Annotated in this window: 10 protein-coding genes; 5 read left to right on the top strand and 5 right to left on the bottom strand. The window is 69.7% G+C overall.

Annotated elements, in window-relative coordinates; genetic code table 11:
- Window positions 1–174 precede the first annotated feature (174 nt).
- From ACFY0P_RS47745 to ACFY0P_RS47735, 3 genes are all read left to right on the top strand, one after another.
- Window positions 175–7,122: an RHS repeat-associated core domain-containing protein gene (locus ACFY0P_RS47745; protein ID WP_388928771.1), complete on the top strand. Its 6,948-nt coding sequence runs from the start codon at window positions 175–177 to the stop codon at window positions 7,120–7,122.
- A 23-nt stretch (window positions 7,123–7,145) separates the two neighbouring features.
- On the top strand, window positions 7,146–7,934 hold the full coding sequence (locus tag ACFY0P_RS47740; RefSeq protein WP_388928770.1) for a hypothetical protein: 789 nt from the start codon (window positions 7,146–7,148) through the stop codon (window positions 7,932–7,934).
- 327 nt (window positions 7,935–8,261) lie between these two features.
- Window positions 8,262–8,726, top strand: coding sequence for a hypothetical protein (locus tag ACFY0P_RS47735; protein WP_388928769.1), 465 nt, complete (start codon window positions 8,262–8,264; stop codon window positions 8,724–8,726).
- On the opposite strand, the gene ACFY0P_RS47730 is transcribed toward ACFY0P_RS47735, so the two are convergent.
- Both ACFY0P_RS47730 and ACFY0P_RS47725 read right to left on the bottom strand, forming a co-directional pair.
- On the bottom strand, window positions 8,723–8,932 hold the full coding sequence (locus ACFY0P_RS47730) for an ATP-binding protein (RefSeq protein ID WP_388928768.1): 210 nt from the start codon (window positions 8,930–8,932) through the stop codon (window positions 8,723–8,725). The two genes, ACFY0P_RS47735 and ACFY0P_RS47730, sit on opposite strands and share 4 nt — an antisense overlap.
- Before the next feature lie 353 nt (window positions 8,933–9,285).
- The gene (locus tag ACFY0P_RS47725; protein WP_388928767.1) at window positions 9,286–10,470 is read right to left on the bottom strand and encodes a magnesium and cobalt transport protein CorA; all 1,185 of its coding nucleotides are present in this window, start codon (window positions 10,468–10,470) and stop codon (window positions 9,286–9,288) included.
- Window positions 10,471–10,674: 204 nt separating this feature from the next.
- On the opposite strand from ACFY0P_RS47725, the gene ACFY0P_RS47720 reads away from it, so the two are divergent.
- The gene (locus tag ACFY0P_RS47720) at window positions 10,675–11,802 is read left to right on the top strand and encodes a winged helix DNA-binding domain-containing protein (RefSeq protein WP_388928766.1); all 1,128 of its coding nucleotides are present in this window, start codon (window positions 10,675–10,677) and stop codon (window positions 11,800–11,802) included.
- Between the two features lie 257 nt (window positions 11,803–12,059).
- Here the strand turns inward: ACFY0P_RS47720 and ACFY0P_RS47715 are convergent, their stop codons facing one another.
- The 3 genes from ACFY0P_RS47715 to ACFY0P_RS47705 all read right to left on the bottom strand — a co-directional run bounded on the left by ACFY0P_RS47715 (window position 12,060) and on the right by ACFY0P_RS47705 (window position 16,847).
- Entirely contained in the window at window positions 12,060–12,851 is a 792-nt protein-coding gene (locus ACFY0P_RS47715) for a S1 family peptidase (RefSeq protein WP_388928765.1), read from the bottom strand.
- Between the two features lie 204 nt (window positions 12,852–13,055).
- Window positions 13,056–15,857, bottom strand: coding sequence for an AAA family ATPase (locus tag ACFY0P_RS47710; protein WP_388928764.1), 2,802 nt, complete (start codon window positions 15,855–15,857; stop codon window positions 13,056–13,058).
- Between the two features lie 144 nt (window positions 15,858–16,001).
- On the bottom strand, window positions 16,002–16,847 hold the full coding sequence (locus tag ACFY0P_RS47705; RefSeq protein WP_388928763.1) for a response regulator transcription factor: 846 nt from the start codon (window positions 16,845–16,847) through the stop codon (window positions 16,002–16,004).
- 128 nt (window positions 16,848–16,975) lie between these two features.
- On the opposite strand from ACFY0P_RS47705, the gene ACFY0P_RS47700 reads away from it, so the two are divergent.
- Window positions 16,976–17,674, top strand: a 699-nt coding sequence (locus tag ACFY0P_RS47700; RefSeq protein ID WP_388928762.1) for an AMP-binding protein, incomplete at its 3' end; no start/stop codon positions are given.

Below are 17,674 nucleotides of genomic sequence, written 5' to 3'. Positions count from 1 at the left end.
CATGGTTATCTCTATATCGATTCATTACCGTGAAGGTCCTGTGGATTTGGATAGCGCCCTGATCAAATAACCCGTCGTCAGTCACGATGAATTGGGGGGTCCGTGGTGCGTCGTCATGCGCTGTGGCGGATTTACGGCAGGACCATGCGGTTGCAGCGCACATCCGCTTTATGGGTGATCGCGGTTACCGCGCTCGGTCTGCTGGCGGGTTTTCTCGCCCCGCAGTCCGCGCTCGCCGACGCGAAGAGTTCTGACTACCTAGTCACGGCCAAGAAGGAACCCTCGGTCCCGGTCAGGGCTGTCAAGGGCAAGCCGGTCAAGACACGGGCCATGGGCCGCTGGAGCACTGCTCAGGCGCGCAGGACGTGGCCGACGGCCGCGGTGGCCGATGCGGCCGTACCCGCCAAGGACACGGTGCACGCGGCGAAACTGCCGGTCACGGTGGCTGCCGCGCGGCATGGCCATCGCGTCGCTGCAGGTACCAAGGTGCACGTCCGGCTGCCCGGACAGGTCACTGCACAGAAGCTTGGTGTGCGCGGCGTGGTCTTCACCGTCCAACCGGACAACGCGACCGCCTCCGGCGCCGCGCGGCTCGGTCTGGACTACTCGGCCTTCCGGAACGCCTATGGAGGCGACTGGGCCGGCCGACTCCGCCTCGTGCAGCTGCCTTCGTGCGCGCTCACCACACCCTCCAAGCCTGCGTGCCGCACCGAGACCCTGCTGGTCAGCAGCAACGACGCCGCGAGCAGCACAGTCTCTGCCGACGTCACCCTCCCGTCGGTCGGGAAGACGGCGGCGACCTCCTCTCCGATAGTGCTCGCAGCCGTGGCCGGAACCTCCGGCGGCGGCGGCTCCTATGCGGCCACCGATCTCGCCCCGTCCGGCCAGTGGACGGCGGGCAGTTCGACCGGCGCCTTCAGCTACTCGTACCCCATCTCGGTACCCGACGTCCCCGGCAGCCTCGCCCCCACGGTGTCCCTGGACTACAGCTCGCAGAGCGTGGACGGGCGCACCTCCTCAACCAACGCCCAGTCCTCCTGGATCGGCGACGGCTGGGACTACTCGCCGGGCTTCGTGGAGCGCAGTTACGCCTCCTGCTCCGACGACGCGGCCAACGGCACCCCCAAGACCTCCGACGAGTGCTGGTCCGACGACGTCGACTCGCTCACCCTCTCGCTGAACGGCTCGTCCAACACGCTCGTCCACGACGACAAGACGGGCACCTGGCACCCGCAGGGCGACAGCGGGGAGAAGATCGAGGTCAAGACCGACACGGTCAACGGCGACAACGACAACGAGTACTTCGTCGTCACCACCGCCGACGGCACGAAGTACTACTTCGGCCGCAACCGGCTGCCGGGCTGGGCCTCGGGCAACGCGACCACCAACTCGGTGTTCACCACGCCCGTCTACGGCAACGACGCCAACGAGCCGTGCCATGCCACCGCCTTCGCCGATTCCTGGTGCCAGCAGGGCTACCGCTGGAACCTGGACTACACCGTCGATCCGCACGGCAACGCGATCAGCTACTGGTACACGCCGGAGACCGGCTACTACGGCCGGGACAACTCCACCACGCCGACGACCTACGCCCGTAGCGGATACCTCTCCAAGATCCAGTACGGGCAGGTCGACGGCAAGGTCTACGACACCACCGCGCCGGCCGCCGCCCAGGTCTTCTTCGACACCTCCGAGCGCTGCCTGGCCGACTCCGGCTTCGACTGCGCGTCGTCGAAGATGACGACGGCGAACGCCTCGCACTGGCCGGACGTCCCCGTCGACCAGACCTGCGCCTCCACCGGCACCTGCAACAACCACGGCCCGGCCTTCTTCACCACCAAGCGCCTGACAGGGATTCGCACCCAGTCCCTGGTCGGCACGGCCTATCAGGACGTCGATGCCTGGACCCTGACCCAGACGTTCCCGCCGACCGGCGACACCACCACCCCCTCGCTGTGGCTGAGTCAGATCGTGCACACCGGCAAGGACGGCGGAAGCCTGGACCTGCCGCCGGTGAAGTTCGAGGGACAGGCCCTCGCCAACCGGGTGGACGGCCTCGACGGCTACCAGCCGATCACCCGGTACCGGATGACCAAGGTCACCACCGAGTCGGGTGAAGTGATCACCGTCAACTACACCGGGCCCCAGTGCCACCGCACGGGCACGCCGGTACTGCCGTCCAGCGAGGACAACAACACCTATCTCTGCTATCCGCAGTACTGGACACCGCCGGGACAGACCTCCCCGCAGCTGGACTGGTTCAACAAGTTCCTCGTCAAGTCCGTCACGACGCAGGACCCCACGGCCGGCGGGCTCCCCGTCCAGACGTCGTACAAGTACGTCGGTGATCCGGCCTGGCACTACAACGACGACCCGCTGACCCAGGCCAAGTACCGCACCTGGAACCAGTGGCGCGGCTACGGCACGGTCGAGACCCGCACCGGCACGTCGCCGGAGAAGATCACGCTGTCCCGGGAGACGTACTTCCGCGGCATGGACGGCGACAAGACCTCCTCCGGCACGCGCAGCGTCACGCTCAACGACACGGCCAACGACGACCCGCAGAAGGACTCCGACTGGCTGGCGGGCCAGACTTTCGAGGCGCAGACCTTCAACGGCGACGACGGCGCACTCCTCTCCGACGGCGTCACCGACCCCTGGAGTTCGGCGGCGACGGCCACGCAGTCCCGTACGAAGGCAGGCCTCGACCCGCTCGTCGCGCGCCGCAGCAACATCCAGCGGGCCCGCACCGTCACCACCAAGGCGGACGGAACCAAGCGCACCACCGAGGTCGACTACACGATCGACGCGGCCAGCGGCCTGCCCCAGAGCGTCGACGACCTGGGCGACGTCACGACGTCCACCGACGACAAGTGCACCCGCACCTGGTACGACACGGACTCCGCCGGCAACTGGCTGCCGGTACCGCGCCGGGTCCAGGAGGTCGCCGTCTCCTGCACGGCCACCCCCAAGTACCCGCAGGACCTGCTCAGCGACGACCTCACCTTCTTCGACGGCTCCACCAGCAACACCGCCGCGCCCACCAAGGGCGATGTCACGATGGTCCAGAAGGCCGACACCGTGGCGGCCGACGGCACCCCGCACTACGTCACGGCGCTGAAGAACACCTACGACTCCTACGGCCGCGAACTCACCGAGACGGACGCCGACAACCGCGTCACCACCACGGCCTACACGCCCGCGACCGGTGCCTCCCCGACCTCCATCACGGTCACCCAGCCGAAGGTCACCGGACAGACGGCCGGCTTCGCCACCACGACCACGCTGGACCCGGCCCGCGGCCTGGACCTGAAGACCACGGACGCGGCCGGCTACTCCACCACCAGCACCTACGACCCGTTGGGCCGTCTGACCGCGGTGTGGAGCCCGGGCTTTCCCACCGACAACAACCCCAACATCAAGTACAGCTACAACCTCACGCCGTCGGCACCGTCCACGGTCACCACCCAGAGCCTTACCGACGGCAACGCCTACCGCACCTCCATCTCGATCTACGACGCGATGCTGCGCCCGCGCGAGACGCAGACGGCAACCGTCGACGGCGGCCGCACGATCACCGACACCGTCTACGACTCGCACGGCTGGGCGGTCAGCTCCTCCGACGCGTACTACAACTCGGGTGCCCCGTCCGGCACGTTGGTCGACGCGCCCGACAACCAGACGCCGTCCCAGACCGCCACGGTCTACGACGGCGCTGGCCGGCCGACCGCCTCGATCGCCTACCACTTCGCATCCGAGACCTGGCGTACCACCACCGCCTACCCCGGTTCCGACCGTGTCGACGTCACTCCGTCGGCCGGTGCCAAGTCCTTCGGAGCCACCCCCACCACCACGTACACGGACGCCCGTGACCAGCTGGTCAAGCTCCTGCGTTACCACGGCACCACAGCGACCGGAGCCGCCGACACCGTCACTTACGCCTACGACGGGGCCGGTCACCAGATAGGCCAGGACGACGGCCAGGGCCACACCTGGTCCAGCGGCTACGACCTCCTCGGCCGCCGTACCTCCCAGACCGACCCCGACACCGGCTCCTCCACCTCCACTTACGACAACGCCGGTCAACTGCTGACCACGACCGACAACCGTGGCAAGACCATCAGCTACACGTACGACGAGATGGGCCGCAAGAAGGCCGAGTACGACACCACCGGCGGCGTCGCGCAGTCGACCTCGAACGAACTTGCCGCGTGGACGTACGACACCCTGAAGAAGGGCAAGCCGACCGCATCCACCCGCTACGTCGGGGGAACGACGGGCAGCGCCTACACCAGCAAGGTCCTCGGCTACGACAGCCACGGCTGGGCACAGGCCACACAGCTCACGATCCCCGCGGCGGAAGGAAGCCTTGCCGGCAACTACGTCCACCAGAACAAGTACAACCTGACCGGAACCCTCGCCAGCTACACCGACCAGGACCCCACGGCCGTCAAACTGCCGCAGGAGACCGTCTCCTACACCTACGACGCCTTCGACCGCCCCATCGGCGTGGGCAGCGGCACCGGCGGCTGGGCCTACGTCAGCGGCCTGACCTACACCGAGTTCGACGAACCCCAGCAGTTCACCTACGGCACCTCCGGCAACTTCGCCCAGCAGACCCTCACCTACGACGACCAGACCCACCGCCTCACTGGATCCACCACCGTCACCAAGTCGGGCGCCGCGATCGCCGACAAGACCAGCTACACCTACCAGCCCTCCGGCAACGTCACGAAGATCACCGACAAGCTGGAGACCGGCTCGACCGACACCCAGTGCTTCGACTACGACTGGGCACAGCGCCTGAAGGACGCGTGGACAGCCACGGACGACTGCTCAGCCACTCCCGCGTCCGGCGCCTCGACGACCGTGGGCGGCCCGTCGCCGTACTGGCAGTCCTGGACGTACGACGCCACCGGCGCACGCTCCTCCCAGATCGACCACAACACCACGGGCGACACATCCCACGACGCGACGTCCTCCTACACCCCCTTCGAGGCGGGCAAGGGCCCGGCCCACGCTGTATCGACGGTGGACAAGGTGGTCCCCGGCGACTCGACGGCCGACACCACCAACGCCTACACCTACGACGACGACGGCAACGTCCACACCCGCACCACCCGCACGGGCACCGACACCCTCACCTACGACGACGAGGGCAACTTCTCCGAACTGGCCTCGACCGGCTCGGCCGGTGACACGAAGTACCTCTACGACGCCGACGGCGGGCTGCTGATCCGCCACAGCCCGGACGGGACCACCCTCTACACGGGCGACGAGGAGATCACCCTCAAGACCGGCGCGTCGACCGCCGACGGCGTCCGCTACGTCTCCATCGCCGGCGAGACGGTGGCCACCCACTCCTCCGACGGCAAGTTCACCTACCTGATCCCGGACCGGCAGGGCACCGGCACCCTGGAGATCGACTCCCAGACCCAGCAGGTCGTCCGCCGCCAGTACAAGCCCTTCGGCGAGTCACGCGACCAGACCGGCACCTGGATCGGGCAACAGGGCTACGTCGGCGGCACCCAGGACGACAACACGGGCCTGACCAACCTCGGCGCCCGCGAGTACGACCCCACGATCGGCCGCTTCCTCAGCCCCGACCCTCTCATGGACACGGGCTCCCCGCAGACCTGGAACGCCTACGACTACGCCGGCGACTCCCCGGTCACCGAATCCGACCCGTCCGGCCTGTGCATGGCCGACCAGTGCGGCATCGGCTACCCCATCGGCGGCACCGGCACCAGCAAGAGCAACCCGACCCGCTACGTCACGACCGGCCCCGTCGACCCCGGCGGCCAGAACACCGCCGTCTGCCACCACGGCCGCTGCTCCGACGGCCACAGCTACGGCGCCGCCGGCGGCAACATCAGCAGCAAAACGTACGACCCGCAGGCCGAAGCCAGGGCCGTACAGCGGGCCAAGGCCACCGCGAACGCAGCCGCCGCCGCGGCGAAGAAGCAGGTGACCGGCTTCAAGCACCAACTGCTCAGCCTGGTCGCGGACGTCATCGGCCTCACCGACGCCTACAACTGCTTCACCAAGGGCGACGTGATGGGCTGCGTCAACACAGCCCTCACCGCGGTCCCCTGGGGCAAGGTCTTCAAGGCCATCAAGGTCGGCGTCGAAGCCTTCAAGATCTGGCGCTCCCTCGACCGCGCCTACACGGCGGTCAAGGACGCCGAAGAAGCCGCGAAACTTGCCGAGGACGCGGTACGAGCGGAACACGCACTGGCAGAGACCCGAGCAGCGGAGAACGCCGGAGGCGACGCGGCAGAGGCATGCTCCGTCCACAGCTTCGTCCCCAACACCGGCGTTCGCCTGGCCGACGGCACATCAAAACCGATCAGCAAGGTGAAAGCCGGCGACACCGTCCTGGCCACAGATCCGCAGACCGGTGTCACCGCCCCGGAGCAGGTCCAGCAGGTCATCGTCACGAAGACCGACAAGGACTTCACGACCTTGACCCTGGACACGGCCCCGACCCGAGGCCCCCCGCAGCAGCAACCCGAGAAGCAGACCCTCACCACCACCTGGCATCACCCCTTCTGGGACGTCACCCACCACCACTGGACCGACGCCCACGACCTCACCCCAGGCACGCAACTTCGCACCGAAGACGGTACGACCGTCGTGGTGGCCGAGGTCCACAACTTCCATCAGCAGGAGACGACTTACGACCTCACGGTCGGCACGCTGCATACGTACTACGTCCTCGTTGGCTCCATCCCGGTACTTGTACACAACTGCAGCACCACTCTCACCGCGAGGCAGGCGAGCCTTATACGCCCAGGTCCGCATGCGGATGCGTCCGTGGCCGCTACTGGCGCCGACGTCTCCGGAGCACAGTCCGAGGCGATGCAGGGCCTGCCGTGCCACTCCTGCGGCAGCACCGCTGAGGGTGAAACCATGGTTGGAGACCACCAGCCAGCTACTGGACTGGCTCCCGGAGCGGATCAACGGCTCTATCCGCAGTGCCCAGCATGCAGCAACGACCAGTCCAGGGCGGTGCTCAGAGCGCAGAAACTCATGCGTGATCACTTCAATATGCCCGATCCGAGCGTGGAAGGTTACTACGATAAACTGGCGTCGATCCTTGACAGTCATATCAGTGGTTAGCCCGCGCTAAATCGGAGTGAGCCATGCACATTGGGACAGTCGAACTCCTGCTCAGTCATCCGCTCGTGATGATCGGAGCGTCGGGAGAGATGGAAGATTTTGTCGAGACTCCATTGTCCGGGCCAATAACGCCAGGGGCTTCACATCTTGCCGTCCCGGCATCCGCGCAGATTTCCACGGTCCGGGTTCGATTGTGGAACGGTCCGCATCCGGACGTCGGGACGGTGGTGTTCGACTCCTTCTTGGAGCTGCCTGACGGTTCCCTCGCGATCTTTGATGTGGACCGAGTGGTTCGTTTCGTGAGGCGTGTGGGGAAGCCGGGGCCACAACAGGTGACCATTCGGGTGGACGACCTGAAGCGGGCCTCAAGAGTCGACGTGGTGGTGAATCGCGGCCCTGGCAAGGCGAGTCTCCAGAGAATTCCGGGGTACGCCCTCCCCGGGGTGGATGGCTTGCTGGCAGATCGCGGTCTCCCTTCGGCCGACTCGCTCGCCCTGATTCTTTCTGAAACGAGTATTCCGAGAGTTCGCTTGGCTACGGCGCTCCATTTGGTTGCGTCCGAGTGGTGGGATGATATCCAAAGTAACCGAACGCGGTTGAACTCGTATCGCACTCAGCGAATTGTGGAATGGCTTAGGGGGGTTTATCCGGAAGTTCCTTCTGGATTCTGGGGAGAGATTGCGGCTCTGATTGGAAAAGAAATCTCGTACGCGGATGGGAATGATGACGAGTCCGTGGCGGTTTCTGTTGCCGAGTTGGTCGTCCGTAGGATCGAGGAGTCTTATCAGTCGTTCCTCGAATCGGAGCGCTGACCGTGACTTGTTATACCGCCCATCCGGGGAGGATCCATCGAAGGTGACAGGCCGGGTCCGGATGAACCGACGTCCGGGCTGGGGTAGTGGCCGGCTCGGTGTTGTTGGCTGCAGGATGCGGAGGGCAGGGTTCCTCCTCCAAGGTGGCCGGGCCTTCCGCGAAGGCGAGCGGTACGACCGCTGCTGCGGACGGGGGGGGCTGGTGCAAAGCCGTCGGCGTTGACACGCGCGCAGTTGGATAGCGCGGTCATCGCCGATGGAGATGTGGCCGGGTGGAAGGTGGCTGTTCCGAAGTCGGCGTCCGGGCCTGTCGGTGGGGCGCGGACGGTGGCCGACAAGGCCGGGTGTCAGCCCGTCGCCGACGCGTTGAGCGAGACCGGGGCGGTCAAGCCGGTGGCCTCCGTGGAGCGCAGCGCTGTGGCGGAGGACCGGTCCGGGGTCATGGTGCGGGTACGGCTGGCCTCGTACGCCGGCGGGGGAGCCGTCAAGGTCATGGCCGACCTGGCGACCGCAGCCCAGGGCTGCAAGGGTTTCGACGGGACGGGCGGTGACGGCAGGCAGCACGTCGGGGTGGCTCAGTACGGCGCCTATCTGAGTGCCCAAAGCGCCCTCGGCTTCCGGCTGACCGCGAAGGTCGGGGACCAGACCCTCCCCATCTACCTCGACATCGGCTCCGTCGGCGGCACGGTGGAGTACCTCGCGACCTTCAACGTCACGGGAGACGACCCCGGGACCGGGTCCACGGCGGCGGAGCGGCAGCAGTCCATCAAGCAGGGGTCCGCGACCTCCTAAGCACGCAGTTCGCACCAGACCGTCTTGCGGTCCGGAGACCGGTCCACGCCCCAGCGATTGGACAGCGTGTCGGTGACGGTCAGGCCGCGCCCCGACTCCTCCGTCGCCGTGGCGGGCAGGAGGGCGAACACCGACCGTGGAGCGGTGTCGGTCACCTCGATGCGGGTGCGGCTGTGCCCCGGCCCGCCGCTCACGCGTCCGGCCACCGGAGTCCCCTCGCCCACATGCTCGATGCCGCTCCACAGTCGGTTCCTGCCACTCGTTCGGTGACTCTCCGTCACGTGCCGTAGGGGAGGTCGACGCGGCGGAAACCGGGGAACGGCGAGACACGGCGGGGTTCGTTGTGCCTGGCGGAGGGGGGTAGCGGCATTCGATTCTCCCCGGATTCTCCCCACCGTTGACAGGCGCTCAAAAGGCCAGGTCAGAGGCGTGACCTCGTGAGGGCGAGGAGATCATCCACATCACTTCTCCCCACGGACTCCCCAGAGCCCGTTCGTGCCCCAATTTTGCCAGGTGCGAGAGCAAACAGCGGAAGCTCCGCATGGGTGGGTGCTCGTCCCTAAAGCCAGTCCCGTCGCTTGAAAATCACGTACAAACTGGCGCATACAACTCCCATCAAGCCGATCGCGAAGGGGTATCCGAACCCCCAGTGCAGCTCGGGCATGTGGGAGAAGTTCATGCCGTAGATGGTTCCGACGAGTGTGGGAGCAAACAGAATCGCGGCCCAGCTCGAGATCTTCTTGATCTCCTCGTTCTGTTCGAACCCCGCCTCCGCCAACGCCCGCATCTCCGCGTTCTGTTGCTGGGTCACCAGGGTCGCGTTGACCGTGAGGATTTCCGTGAGGGCCTGGCGGAAGCCGTCCACGCGTTCGCTTATGTGGGTGACGTGGTCGGCGACGTCGCGGAGGTAGCGCTGGAGTTCCTCGTCGGTCTCGTACTTGGTGAAGCCGGCCATCAGGCCGTGCAGCATGCCGACGAGGGGCCGGGTCGCGCGCTGGAACTCGACCATCTCGCGGGAGAGTTCGTAGATGCGGCGGGAGACGGACGGGTCGCCGCGGAAGACCTCCGTCTCGATCTCGTCGATGTCGTTCTGGACGCCCTCGACGACCGGGGCGTAGCCGTCGACCACCGCGTCGAGTATCGCGTAGAGGACGGCCTCCGGGCCGAGTTTGAGGAGGTCGGGGGAGTCCTCCATGCGGCGGCGGACCGCCGAGAGGTCCGGGGCCGCGCCGTGCCGGACCGTGATCACGAAGTCGGGGCCGACGAACACGTGCAGTTCGGCGAAGTCGACCTCCTCCGGCGCGTCCAGATAGCGCGCGGCGCGCAGGACCACGAAGAGCGTGTCGCCGTACCGTTCCAGCTTCGGCCGCTGGTGCGCCTCCATCGCGTCCTCGACCGCGAGCGGGTGCAGGTCGAACTCGCTGGCCAGGGAGAGGAGTTCGTCCGAGGTGGGGCGGGCCAGGCCGATCCACGCCATCCCCGAGGGCGTGTCGCGCAGTTCGCGGTACGTCTCCGCGAGCGTCGCCGGTGTCGACACCCGCACCCCGTCGCTGTACAGCGCCGCCTCCACGATGCTCGGCGGCTCGGCGGGCTCCCCGCCCGACGCGGACCCGGGCCCTGGCAGCTCGGCCGTGTCGTCCCGCTCCTGCGACACGGCGCGGCGCCAGACCGACCTTCTGGAGCCCCGGCCGTTCCTGCCGTTCGCGGCGTTCTTCGAGACTGGGCTGGGGCGTCGCTCGGACATCGCGGCCGCCTCTCGGTGGAGCCTGCATCGGCGTGATCTGTGTGATCGTAGTGGTCGGGCGTGGTCAGGCGCGATCAGTGGGTCTCGGAGCAGGATATACGGGGCATACGGGCCCGGCGGAGGGAATCGGGGACGGGATTCGGTGAGAGCTGCGGTGAGGATCGCGGACAGGATCTGTCCGCATTCGGCGTTAGCGTGGCCGGCATGACGAAGCAGCCGTCCGGCCCGGTCCTCGGTACCCGTGCTCTCAACCGCGCCACCCTCGACCGTCAGCTCCTGCTGCGCCGCTCACCGCGGTCGGCGAAGGACGCCGTCGCGCACCTCGTCGGCCTCCAGGCGCAGAACGTCCAGCCGCCGTACCACGCCCTCGCCGCCCGCCTCGACGGCTTCGCCCCCGAGCAGCTCTCCGAGCTGATGGCCGACCGGGAGGTGGTCCGGATCGTCACGCTGCGGTCGACCATCCACACCCACACCGCCGCCGACGCACTGACCCTGCGCCCCCTGGTCCAGCCCGCCCGGAGCCGGGAACTGACCGCTTTCCGCAAGGGACTGGCCGGTGTGGACCTGGACCGGCTCGCCGCGCTCGCCCGGGACCTGGTCGAGGCCGAGCCGCGCACCATGGCCGGGCTGCGGACGGCGCTGAGCGCCGAGTGGCCGGACGCCGACCCGCAGTCCCTCGCCGTCGCCGCCCGCTGCACCCTGCCTCTCGTCCAGGTCACCCCGCGCGGGCTGTGGGGCCGCTCCGGGCAGGTCGCCCTCACCACCGTCGAGCACTGGCTGGGCCGCCCCACCGAGCCGGCGTCCACCTCCGACGCCACGGACACCGCAGTCCTGCGCTACCTCGCCGCCTTCGGCCCGGCCTCCGTCAAGGACATGCAGACCTGGGCCGGTCTGACCCGGCTCCGCGAGGCCTTCGAACGGCTGCGGTCCCGCCTCCTCACCTTCCGGGACGAGACCGGTACCGAACTCTTCGACCTGCCCGAGGCACCCCGCCCCGACCCGGGGACCCCGGCGCCGCCCCGCTTCCTCCCCGAGTTCGACAACCTTCTCCTCTCCCACGCCGATCGCACCCGGGTCGTCCCGCCCGAGCACCGGGGCCGCGCCTGGCAGGGCAACCAGGCCCACCGCACCCTGCTCGTGGACGGTTTCCTGGCGGGTGTGTGGAAGCTGACGGAGGACGCCCTGGTCATCGAGACGTTCGGGCGGCCGGGCGGCGGGGCGGCGCAGCGGGCCGCGATCGTGGAAGAGGGCGAGCGGATGCTGGCCACCCTGCACCCCGGCGAGCGCTACGACATCCGGTTCGGGACCGTCGTAGCCCAAGCAGGGCGATGAGCGGCGGCGAATCCGCCCGCCCTCGTCGACCTGGTCGTCGGCGCCTGCCGCGAGGCCGGGTTCGCGTCGCTGCCCGGACCGTCGCCGGGCTCGCTGCAGAACACCCTGGCCGGCATCGGGACCCTCCCCCACTCTCGGCTTCGCTCGAGCGGGGGCCCCATGGGCACACGCATGGATAGGGGGCGCTGCGGGCTGCTCGTGGTAGCCCGCAACGCCCCCTGGTCACTCACCCGAGGGATACTCGGGAGTTCTTCTGGTTACGAGTTGACCTGCGCGGTCACCAGGTTCGAGAAGGTGGTCAGCCGGGTGTAGACACCCGGGTAACCGGCCTCCGCGCACCCCTCTCCCCAGGAAGTGATCCCTGCCAGGACGCCCCCGATGAGCAGGGGACCGCCGCTGTCGCCCTGGCAGGTGTCTACGCCGCCGGACGTGTATCCGGCGCAAACCATGTCGGTCTGGACGAAGTCCGAACCGTAGGAGCTCTTGCAGCTGGAGTCGGACACGATCGGGACGGTCGCGGTCCGCAGCTGGTTGGAGGAGCTGCCGTTCTCCGAGGTGGTGCCCCAGCCGAGGATGCGGGCCGTGGTGCCGGCCGCGTACACGCTCGTCTGGGAGGACGTCACGTACGACGCCGGGGTGTACGACATCGACGTCGACAGGGTCAGGACGGCCACGTCGTCGCCGTTGGTGGCGTCCGTGTAGTCCGGGTTGATCCAGATCTTGCTGACCTTGCTGACCGTCCCGTTGGTGCCGTTGAGGTACGTGCGGCCGCCGACCACGCGGACGCTGCTGGTGGACTCGCCCTCCATACAGTGCGCGGCGGTCACCACCTTGGTGGCCGACACCAGGGTGCCGCCGCAGAACTGGCTGCCGGACGCGTCCGTGATCTGCATCATGAACGGGTACGCGGTCGTCGTGGTGGTCGTTCCGCCGACGATCGGCTGGGGGGCGGCTGACGCGGTGGGGGACGCGATCAGCGCGGTCGCCGCTGCGGCGGCGGTGGCCACCAGGACTGCGGCGGACTTTCTTGCGCGGTGGTGCCCGAACATGAGTCTCCTCAGTGGGGGTTGCCGGTGGGGGTCGCGCGGGTGTGGGGGGTGCAGCACGGGGGTCGCGGGACCGACCCCCGTATGCCCGGGCGAGCGGCACATCCATAAGCTAGGACCCGGAACCCCACCCTCCCAATGAGGGAACCCCCTAGGGGGATGGGGGAGGGAAAACCCTCGGTCCGCCTCAGTTAACCGGGAGCACTCTCACTTCGCGCGCCGCCCTGCCGCCAAACGGACTATGTCCACGCGCGATCGGATGCCCAGCTTGCGGTAGACCCGGGTGAGCGTGGCCTCCACCGTCTTGACGCTGATGAACAGCCGGGCGGCGATCTCCCGGTTGGTGGCGCCCTCCATGACCAGCGCGGCGACCTGACGCTCCATCGCGGCCAGCCCGTCCAGGGCGTCGAGCGCGGCGGGCGCCTCGACCGGCGGCTCCGGCGCCGACACGGCCTCGTCCACCTGCCGCAGCCACGGCAGCGCCCGGCACCGCCGGAACAGCCGGGTGGCCTCGTCGAACGCCGTGGGGGAGCGCCTCTCGCGCAGCGCGGCCAGCGCGAACGCGGCCCGCGCCTCCTCCAGGCCGTAACCCAGTTTGGCGAACCGGTCCTGAGCCGAGGTCAGCAGGGTGACGGCCGCGTCGCGCTCCCCGTGCGCCGCCCGGACCAGCGCCTCGGCCCGGTCGAGCGCGGCGAGAACACTCTCCCGGCCGAGTCTGAGCGCGTGCTCCCGGGTGACGTCGATGACGTCCTGCGCCTCGGCGGGTTCACCCACCCGGACGAGTGCCTCGGCGAGGTCGCCCTGCCAGCGGCCGCGGGCCGGGTCGGTGATGCCGAGGCTCTGCTCCAGCTCCCGCACCCGGCGCAGCGAGCGGACCGTGCCCGCCGGGTCGCCCGCCACCAACTGGGCGTATCCGAGGGCGCCCAGGGCCCGGGACAGGTACATCGTGTCGCCGTCCTGCTCGGCGTGCTCCACCGCCTCCCGGGCCAGCGCCAGGCCCCGGTCCACGTCACCGCCGGACGCCTCGGCCAGGGAGGTGAGCATCGCGGAGGCGGTCTCGCCGATCCCGGAGTCGTGGGCGAGGCGCAGGCCCTCGCGGGCCAGGTCGAGGGCCCGGCCGCAGTGCCCGGAGCGCAGCTCGGTCTCGGCGAGCCCGCGCAGGAAGTGCACCTCGCTCTCCACCTGCCCGCGCCGGCGCACCTCGCGCAGCAGCGCGGTGACGGTGGTCCGCGCCTCGGCCAGCTGGTCGCCCATCACCAGCCAGCGGAACCTGGCGCTGCCCGCCCCGTTGTGGTGGCAGGCCACGTTCGGGTCCTGGGGCTCCTTCAGGGCGCGCTTGATGGTGGCGGGCGCCGCCGGATGGCCCATCAGGGTCTCGACCTGGGCCTGGAGGGACAGTGCGAGGAGTTCGGTGCGCCGGTCGCCGCCCTCGGCCGCCAGGTCGGCGGAGTGCGCCGCCGCCTGCCGGGCCTCGGTGAAGTCGCCGCCCACGATCAGCGCCCGCCAGGCCAGCTGGTAGTGGACCTTGCCGAGCAGCCGCGGGTCGTCGCCGGCGTCGGCGAGGGCGTGCGGGAAGGCCGCGTCCACCTCGGTCATGGTGTGGCCGGCGGAGTCGATCACCAGGATCCAGGCCCGCACCCGGTCCGCCGGACGGGTGGCGTGGGTGAGCACCTCACGGGCGATGTCCTGGGCGAGGTCGATCTCGCCCGCGCTGGTCGCGTCCTCGGCCGCCAGGAGCCGGCGCTCGTCGGGGGTGGGCGTGTTGTCGGCGGGGGTGTGGCGGGCGGCGAGCAGGCCGATCTGTGCGGCCACCGAGGGCGCCCCCCGGTCCCGGGCCTCGGTGGCGGCCTCGGCGAGCTGCGCGGCGACCTCGGGGTCGGTGCCGGTGGTGGCCAGGGCCAGGTGCCGGGCCCGCTCGATCGGGTCGGAGGCGGCCGTGGACAGGGCCGCGTGCGCGGCCCGGCGCTCCTGAGCGGGCGCCTCCGCGTACAGCGCGGCGGAGATGAGGGGGTGCGCGAAGCGTACGGCGGGACCCTCCGGCTCGGTGGCCAGCAGCCCGAGTTCGGCCGCCTGGGCGCACTCGGCCTCCGCGTTCTCCCGGCCGGCCGCGTGCAGCAGGGCCTGGGTGGGGCGGGCGCCGGCGCTGGCCACCAGCAGGGTGCGGCGGGCCTCGACGGAGAGCATGTCGAGCCGGCTGAGCACCAGGGCGCGCAGCGAGGTCGGCACCGGCAGCGGCTCGCCGGGGCGCGGTGGGGTCGGGTTCTCGGCGAGGGCGCGGCCGAGTTCGAGGGCGAACAGCGGGTTGCCGCCGCTCGTGCGGTGGATCTCCCGGACCGTGGACCGGCTCAGCCCGGTGTGACCGCGGTGGTCGAGGAGTTCGGAGACCTGCTTGCGGTTGAGCGCGCCGAGCCGGACGGCGACGGTGTCCGGGGGCGACGCGCGTAGGTGGCGGTCGTACTCCTGGCCCTCGGTGCGGACCGCGCTGAGCAGCTGGACCGGGGTGCCGCCGAGCCTGCGGGCGGCGAAGCCGAGCAGTTCTGCGCTGGCCGGATCCAGCCACTGGAGGTCGTCGGCGACGATCAGTACGGGCCCCTCGGCGGCCAGCACGCGCAGCGTGGACAGCACCGCCAGGCGCAGGGCGAGGCCGTCGCGCTGGAGGGTGGACTCGCCGCGGCCGGTGAGCGCCGACTCCAGGGCGGTGCGCTGGGCGCCGGGCAGGTGGGCGGAGACGTCGTCGAGGACCAGGCCGAAGAGGTCGGCGAGGGCGAGGAACGGAAGATGGGATTCGGACTCCGTGGCGGAGCAGCGCAACACGGTGCGGGCGGTGCCGGAGTATTCCGCGTCCAGCGCCCGCAGGACGGTCGATTTCCCTATTCCGGCGGGCCCGTGCAGGAGCACGCTGCCTCCGGAGGCGAGCTGTTCCCGGGCTGCCGTGACCAGCTCCGCCCGGCCGATGACCAGGTCGGGGCGGCATCTGGCAGGCTCCTGGAAGTCCCGTCGCACGGTCACCGCTCCCCTCGTGTGTCGTGTCCCAGCCAAATTCTAGGCAATGAACCCTGAAATCCGGCCGAACGGCGTGGTGAGGGAAATAACAGGGGCTTCGCATATGGCAATTCACTGCGCGTCCGCATGAATGGAATGGGTCCCCTCCGGCTATGGCAACACCCCCGTCCGACGAGCCGCCGACACCGCCTCCCCCCGGGTGTGCGCGCCCAGCTTCCGCATGGCCGAGCGCAGATATCCCTTGACCGTCTCGGGCCGCAGGCCCAGCCGCTCGGCCACCGCCGCGTTGGTCGCCCCGGCCGCCACCCACGCCAGCACGTCCAGTTCCCGGGGCGCCAGCACCGCCTCGGCCGCCGGCGCCGGCGCGGGCGCGGGCGCGGTCAGCAGCCCGCAGGCGGCGAGCAGTTCGGCGCGCAGCTCCGGGTCGGTGATCCGCGGCGCCAGGGCCCGCAGCGCGGCGTGCGCCTCCCGCACCTGTTCCCAGGCGGCCCCCGGATCCGGTACGACGGCCGGTTCCGGCCGCGCCGCCGCCAGCAGCCCCCTGGCCTCGTCCTGCACGACCAGCGCCTGCTCCACGTCCCGGGCCGCCGCCACCGCCGCGCCCAGCGTGCGGTCGCCCAGCGGCTGGGCGGTGCGCAGCGCGCCGTACAGCACGCCCCGCACCCGGCGCCTTACCACCACCGGCACCGCGAGCACCGAGCGGAGGCCCTCGGCGGCCACCGGGATGTCGTACTCGTGGCTGATCTGCCGGGAGACCGAGTAGTCGACGACCGCGCAGGGGCGGGCCAGCTCGACCGCCTTGCCGCCCAGGCCGTTCCCGGAGGTGACCGCGAGCGAGCGCAGCGACGCCGTGTTGGTGCCGGTCAGCTCGCTGATCCGGACCTGTGTCCGGCCCGCCTCGACCAGCCCGCCGAAGGCGATCGGAAGCCCGGTGGTGCGCCGGAGTCTGGACAGCGCACCGCGTATCTCCACCGCCCCCGTGACCTCTGCTGCCACCTGTCCTGCCCCTTCGACCCCGGCCTCGTGCTGTCCACACCCCCGTTCGGGGGTAGTGAGACCTGCATCACGGATTACACGATGCCAGAGAGCCGCCCGGCAATGGTCCGGTACTGAAGGAGACGCGAATGACGAGTGCGACGGAGGACTTCCGCAGGGCACGGGACTTCCTGCTGGAACACCGTGCGGACTACGCCACCGCCTACGCGGGCTTCGAGTGGCCGCGTCCGGACCACTTCAACTGGGCGCTGGACTGGTTCGACGTCATCGCCGAGGGCAACGAGCGCACGGCCCTGCACATCGTCGAGGAGGACGGCTCGGAGACGAAGCTGTCCTTCGCCGAACTGTCCGAGCGCTCCGACCGGGTCGCGAACCACCTGCGCGCGCGAGGCGTCGAGCCGGAGGACCGCATCCTGGTCATGCTCGGCAACCAGGCCGAGCTGTGGGAGACCGCGCTGGCCGCGATGAAGCTGCGGGCCGTGGTCATCCCGGCCACCCCGCTGCTCGGCCCGGCCGACCTGCGCGACCGCGTCGACCGGGGCCGGGTGAAGCACGTGCTCGTGCGCGCCGAGGACGCCGCCAAGTTCACCGAGGTGCCGGGCACGTACACCCGGATCGCGGTCGGCGGGCTGCCGCCGTCGGAGGCGGGGCCCTGGGAGCCGTACGAGGACGCGTACACCGCCTCGGCCGACTTCGTGCCCGACGGCCCCACCCTCGCCGACGACCCGCTGATGCTCTACTTCACGTCGGGCACCACCGCCCGCCCCAAGCTGGTCGAGCACACCCACACCTCGTACCCGATCGGGCACCTGGCGACCATGTACTGG

Origin of the sequence: Streptomyces sp. NPDC001714 (genome assembly GCF_042892755.1) — a bacterium.
GTDB lineage: Bacteria > Actinomycetota > Actinomycetes > Streptomycetales > Streptomycetaceae > Streptomyces.
The sequence above is the reverse complement of the archived record's forward strand: the minus strand, read 5'-3'. Positions and strand labels throughout refer to the sequence as shown.